Source organism: Streptomyces calidiresistens (assembly GCF_014141525.1).
GTDB lineage: Bacteria > Actinomycetota > Actinomycetes > Streptomycetales > Streptomycetaceae > Streptomyces > Streptomyces calidiresistens.
This window is the reverse complement of the sequence record NZ_VKHS01000404.1, coordinates 1-4,951: the sequence shown is the minus strand read 5'-3', so window position 1 is coordinate 4,951 and position 4,951 is coordinate 1. Positions and strand designations below refer to the sequence as shown.

The window sequence follows — 4,951 nt, the reverse complement described above, 5'->3', positions numbered from 1 at the left end:
GGAGGAGCCTCAGGCGCCGGCTTCGCCGCCCCGGCCCGGTGAACGACCGGAGGCGACCGCGGCCGGCGTCTCCTCGCGCCCGGGTGCCCCGTGGGCCCCCGTCACCGGTTCGATGGGCTCCGGTCCGACCGGCTCCGGTCCGACCGACGGGGTCGAGGGGACGGGCGCGTCGGCCGCGCCCACCGGCTCGACCGACTCCGCGGGGAGGTCGTCGGGGGCCGGGGCCCGCCGATCGGTGGCCTCCCCGGGCACCGTCACCGGTCCGGGCGCCAGCCCGCGCAGCGGCCCCGAGGCGGCGCACCATCGCACGGCGGGCGTCAGGACAGCCGTGGCCGCCGGGTACAGCAGCAGGGCCACCGCCGTGCCCAACGCGTAGCCGCCGATGACGTCGGTGGGGTAGTGCAGCCCCATCATGACCCGGGAGAACCCCTGCAACAGGGCCACGGCCAGGGCGATCAGGCCGATCCTGCGGTGCACCAGCAGCAGCGCCACGGCGATGGTCATGGCACCGGTGGCGTGGTCGCTGACGAAGGAGTAACCGGTCTTCCCGTCGAGCATGACGTTCAGGTCGGTGTGGTCCAGGAACGGCCGGGGTCTGGCCACCAGCTCCCGGATCGGCCCGTTGGCCAGGAAGGCGACCCCGGCCGCGATGGGGGCCCAGAGCGTGGCGGCCACGGCGGCCGGCGCGTTCGGCGAACGCCGCACCGCCCACCAGGCCACCCCGCAGAGCAGCACGGCCAGGAGGGGCAGGCCGAACTCCCCGATGAAGACCACCAGGGGTTCGAGGCGATCGGGCAGGGCGTCACCCAGGTTGTTGATCCGTCGCAGTATCCCGACGTCCGGATCGGTCAGCTCGGCCACCTGCCGTCACCCCTTTCCCGTCTCCCCGTTCGTGTCCCGCGCCCGTCGTGTCCCGTGTGGCGGCGTGCCGGGGGTGCCCCGCGCGAGCGGGTTCCCGGTGCGTGGCCCTCATGCGAATCGATCATCATTCGACTCGATCAACGCCACCGGCGTCGGCCGGCGTTCCGGCATCCACGGAAGTCACACCGATGCGTTATCGAAGAGAGACGCCCGGCCACGGGCGGTCGGGGAACCCCGACCGCCCGCGACGATTCCCTCACCAACGGTAACCGATGAATCACGCGGCGACAGGACGTGTCGCCCCGAAGTAGTCCGGCGAATCGATCGGATCGAAGCGGATCACCGCCCCCGTGTACGGCGCGTTGATCATGTGACCGCCGCCCACGTAGATGCCGACGTGGTGGATGCTGCGCGAATCGGTCAGGTCGGTCGCGAAGAACACCAGGTCACCGGGGAGCAGTTCGTCCCGGGAGGGGTGCGGACCGGAGTGCCACTGGTCGTTCGCCACCCGGGGCAACTCGATGCCCACCGACTCGAACGCCGCCCGGGTCAGACCCGAACAATCGAACCGCCCGTCGTCCTCGGGCGTGCCGTCCCCACCCCACAGGTACGGCGTGCCGAGATGGGACTGGGCGAAGTGCACCGCCCCCGCCGCCGCCTCCGAGGGCGGCAGCCGCTCCTCGGAGACCGGCGCGGCGAAGCTCTCCTCCATCGCCCGGATGGTCTTCACGTAGTGCTGCGTCTCCGCGTACGGCGGGATCCCCTGGTAGCGGATCACCGCGTACGGACCGGCGTTGTACGAGGCCAGCATGTTGTCCACCGGGTCGCCGGGCACGTCCCGCACGTACTGCGCCATGGCGCAGTTGTAGGAGGCCGCCGAGGGGATGGCGTCCTCCGGATCCCACACGTCGATCCGGCCGTCCCCGTTGCCGTCGATGCCGTGCGAGGCCCACGTCTCGGGGATGAACTGCGCTATCCCCTGCGCGCGGGCGTGGCTCTGCGCGGTCGGCTGCCACCCGCTCTCCTGCTGGAGCTGGGCCGCGAGCAGCGCGGGGGACAACTCGGGGCAGAGGTTGCCCCACCGGTTCACCAACGGCTCGTACTCCGCGGGCACCGAATTCTGCGCCAGGCGACCGCTCCCGGAACCCCCGACGCCACCGCCCCCGGCGGCGGCGAAGACGCCGATGACGAGGAGCGCCATGAAGGCGCACAGACCCCCGAAACCGATCCCGGACCACAGCAGTGCCTTGCGCATGACCTCAACTGTGCCCCAATTCCCCATCGTTGTCTGCCGGCAACCGTCGGGTACCGGCCGCACGCCGGGGCACCGATCCGCGCAACGGGCGCACCGGGGGTGCACACCGCCCCGGGGGCCGGGCACCGGGGGCGGAGGAAACCGATCGTCTGTCGGGTGATCATTCCCCTTGGCGCATGGCGCAGTTCACCTTCCACCCGCTCACGAAGCGGGTCGGCGCGTGGCACAATCCGAAACGGAGGCCCAACACGGGCACATGCGATCGGGAAGCGGAAGGCGGTGGGCGCGGATGTTCCTCTCAGCGGATGAAGCCGACATCACCGAGATCATCGGCGGAATCGCGCCGGACTGGGGGCCCTTCGCCACACTTGGCGGCGAGGCCCGGACCATGGTCCAGGTCATCATGGCCCTGGCCATCATCGTGTGTCTGGCCATCGCCATCTGGGGTGCCGCCAAGCAGCGGATCGGCGCCACCGCGATGCGGGACACCTTCAGCGCCGAACAGGGCAAGGGCCTGATCGTGGCGGGGCTCACCGGGGTCTTCATCATCGGTTCCCTCGGCACGTTGTTCACGATCGTGTACGGCATGGCCGTCTAGCGACGGGGGACCTCCCGCCCGTCCATCGGGCGGGCTTCCCCTTCCCCACCGCCCCTCCGTGCGGAGAACCGGTCACTCGATCCCGAGGCGGAGCAACCGGCCCCGGTCACCGGCACCGCCCGGTTCGCCCGAGGGGCCGGCGTCCAACACCCACAGGTTGCCCTCCCCGCCATCGGCGAGCCCCACCGGGGTGGTCGCTCCCGGCAGGTCGAACTCCTCCGGTTCGGCGTGGAGTCGGGTGCCCGCGAGGGGAAGTCGCAGAAGTTCACCGGCCTCGGTGACCACCCACAGGCTGCCCTCGGCATACGCCATGGCTTCGGGTGATCCCTCGTCCCCCGGGCGGTGGAGCACCTCATCCCCTGTGGGAGCACCACCGTCCGTGGTCCCCACCCCGACGACGAGGGCTTCCCCCTCCTCGGACCTCCCGGTGAGCCACAACCGGCCCAGCGTGTCCGTCGCGAGGCCGTCCACGGTCTCCCAACCCGAGGACAACGTCTCGGGGGAGACCGCACTCCCGCGCCCGGCGAAACGCATCACCGTACCCACCGGCCCGTCGGAGCCGTCGGCGCCCCCCACCCCGGCGTACAGATCGCCGTCGGGGGTGACGAACAGTCGTCCGGCCCGGGCCCCCGGGGTATCGGGAAGGCCCGGGAGTACGCGCTGCCCGGGTGTCAGTTGATCCCCTTCCGGGCGCTGTTCGTCCCAACCGAAACGCATGATTCGCACATCGGAGACGGTGGTGTAGTAGGCGTGCACGTACGTCTCGTCCGCCGTGAGGGCCAGCAGCCCGCCCGCACCTCCGGCCTCGACGGCTTGCACCGTGCCGACCTCGGTGATGTCGCCGGTGTCGGGGGAGACGCGGTGGATGGTGCCGGTGGTACGGGAGCCGACCAACAGATCGCCGTCGGGCAGCACGGCCGGGCCCACCGGCGCCTCGATGCCCGGCAGGGGAACGGTCTCCACCACCTCGGCGGAGCCCTGCGCCGGTGGGGGCGGCGGCTCGGTGGGTTCCGGTTCCGGCTCGGGCTCCTCCTCGCCCGGCCCGCCGGGGTCGGGCGGGCCGGTGGGATCGCCGCCCTCGACCTCGTCGGGCAACAGGTCCTCCGGGGCGGCCGGCGGGCCGCCCGGGGCGAGTTGGGCGGCACGGTCGGCGGCGGGTCCGCCGGCGCACGCGGTCGGCGTCACCAGGAGCCCCGCCAGCAGCACGGAGGCCGTCAGCCGTCCCGGTCCGCGTCGGTTGCCTCGCCCCATCTGCGCACGCCTCCCCGGTGGTTGGGCCCGACCGGGGCACACGGCGCCGGCCGTGCGCCCAGCCTGCCACACGGCGGCCCGTCCCGGGGGTCGTCAGGGCCGGTGGGACGGCGTAGGGTCTCCGGCCATGACGGTCGTGAACGAGGGTGCGGGGGCGGCGGACACGGCGCCGGGGCGGGACGCGACGAGGGAGCCGGAGCCACCGTCGGGGAGCGCCCCCGGCACAGCCGGCGCGATGGTGCTCGCCGTCTCCGGTTGGCGGTTGCTGATCGCCGCGTTCGGCCTCATCGGGTGGGGTGACGCGGCGGCCCGGTTGGGGTTCCTGTCCTCGCTGGAGGACCTGAGCCACCTGGCGAGCTTCACCGTGGGCCTGGTCTTCCTGTGGTTGGCCGTGCGGCCGTTCACCCGGCCCGACCGGGCACCCGAGCCGCCCTCGGCGTGGGTGCGCGGGGCGGCGACGGTCGCCCTGTTGCTGGTGGCCGTGGTCTGGCACACCCTCATGGGCGGGTGGGAGGACGGCTATACGACGACCTCCTCTCTCTTCGCCCACCTGCTCACGCCCGCCGTGGTGTTGGCGGACTGGCTGCTGGTGGGTCGGGCGCAGGGACGGGCCCGCTGGTGGTACCCGCTGTCCTGGACACTGCCGCTGCTGGCGTACCTGGGGTTCATGGTGGGCGCCGGCGTGGAGTCGTACCACGACTTCCTGAATCCGAACGAGGAGGGTTTCCTCGCCACCGTGGCGGCGTTCACCGTGGCCGTGGTGGTCACGGGTTACGTGCTGGTCGCCCTGGGACGGCTGCGCGCGGCCCTGCCGGGCGGCGGCCCGGCACCGGCGGCCGATGGCGTGCCCGCCCCCGGCGCCGCGCCGGAACCCGTGCCGGTCACGCCGCCGCCGGCCGGCGGTGCCGCCGCCCCGACCGACGCGCCGCCCGACCCCTCCCCCGTCTCTTATACACCTCTGGGGCTGCCGCCGAAACTGCAAATGT

At 72.9% G+C, this 4,951-nt stretch carries 4 protein-coding genes and 1 pseudogene; 2 read left to right on the top strand and 3 right to left on the bottom strand.

The window, feature by feature from the left end; translation table 11 throughout:
• Window positions 1–9: 9 nt before the first annotated feature.
• Together FOE67_RS16390 and FOE67_RS16385 are read right to left on the bottom strand one after the other, a co-directional pair.
• Entirely contained in the window at window positions 10–861 is an 852-nt protein-coding gene (locus tag FOE67_RS16390; protein ID WP_182664979.1) for a phosphatase PAP2 family protein, read from the bottom strand.
• 277 nt (window positions 862–1,138) lie between these two features.
• Window positions 1,139–2,116 (bottom strand): C40 family peptidase, encoded by a 978-nt coding sequence (locus FOE67_RS16385; protein WP_323384971.1) that lies wholly within the window; start codon window positions 2,114–2,116, stop codon window positions 1,139–1,141.
• Between the two features lie 289 nt (window positions 2,117–2,405).
• Here FOE67_RS16385 and FOE67_RS16380 point away from each other — a divergent pair, with 289 nt between their 5' ends.
• On the top strand, window positions 2,406–2,714 hold the full coding sequence (locus tag FOE67_RS16380) for a DUF8827 family protein (RefSeq protein ID WP_143622710.1): 309 nt from the start codon (window positions 2,406–2,408) through the stop codon (window positions 2,712–2,714).
• A gap of 72 nt (window positions 2,715–2,786) precedes the next feature.
• On the opposite strand, the gene FOE67_RS16375 is transcribed toward FOE67_RS16380, so the two are convergent.
• Complete coding sequence (locus tag FOE67_RS16375; RefSeq protein WP_182664975.1) at window positions 2,787–3,965, bottom strand: PQQ-dependent sugar dehydrogenase; 1,179 nt, start codon at window positions 3,963–3,965, stop codon at window positions 2,787–2,789.
• Window positions 3,966–4,092: 127 nt separating this feature from the next.
• Here FOE67_RS16375 and FOE67_RS16370 point away from each other — a divergent pair.
• Window positions 4,093–4,951, top strand: a pseudogene (locus FOE67_RS16370) (hypothetical protein); the annotation flags it as partial.

What these genes read in the sequence shown, in the direction of transcription:
- FOE67_RS16385 (WP_323384971.1), bottom strand. Translation starts at nt 2,116, where the DNA reads ATGCGCAAGGCACTGCTGTGGTCCGGGATCGGTTTCGGGGGTCTGTGC.
- FOE67_RS16375 (WP_182664975.1), bottom strand. Translation starts at nt 3,965, where the DNA reads ATGGGGCGAGGCAACCGACGCGGACCGGGACGGCTGACGGCCTCCGTG.
- FOE67_RS16380 (WP_143622710.1), top strand. Translation starts at nt 2,406, where the DNA reads ATGTTCCTCTCAGCGGATGAAGCCGACATCACCGAGATCATCGGCGGA.